Origin of the sequence: Mesorhizobium sp. M1E.F.Ca.ET.063.01.1.1 (assembly GCF_003998155.1) — a bacterium.
In the GTDB taxonomy this organism is placed as follows: Bacteria; Pseudomonadota; Alphaproteobacteria; order Rhizobiales; family Rhizobiaceae; genus Mesorhizobium.
The window spans coordinates 1-442 of the sequence record NZ_RZSC01001624.1; the positions used below are offsets into that span (position 1 = coordinate 1).

Genomic DNA, 442 nt, shown 5'->3' on the forward strand with positions numbered 1-442 from the left:
CCGAGAGGCTGGTGCAAGTGCACCGCTGCCTCAGTCGTAGAGGTTGTACTTCGCCCAATCGGTTTCCGGGATCTCGTCGCCGATCCGGTAACGCAACTGCAGAACCTGCATATGGTCGGGCGCGGTCTGGCACTTGAACTTCAGCCGGTACCACTGCCCCTTGCTGCGAAAGGCCGCGCCCGGACTTCTGATGGCGTCGGCGCTCATCTCCGGCGTGGCAAAGGCGTAGGCGACCACCCGGTCGGCCTTGAAGCTTTTATCGTCATGGGTGATCCGGTCGAGCACTTCGGCATCGCATCGCTGTTCGAGCCGGGTCTGTGGATCAAGTTTCAGGAGACCGGCGCGCAACGCATTGTCCATCGCCTTGGCCGGCCAAGCCAGCGTCAGGCACGCCAGAACCAAGAGGCAGAGCTTTTTCATGGGCGCGACAAGCAACATATTT

General features: G+C 61.1%; 1 protein-coding gene. It reads right to left on the reverse strand.

Annotation, left to right across the window (positions count from 1 at the left end):
• Positions 1-30: 30 nt before the first annotated feature.
• On the reverse strand, positions 31-438 hold the full coding sequence (locus tag EOA29_RS40100; RefSeq protein WP_127222590.1) for a DUF930 domain-containing protein: 408 nt from the start codon (positions 436-438) through the stop codon (positions 31-33).
• Positions 439-442: the final 4 nt, after the last annotated feature.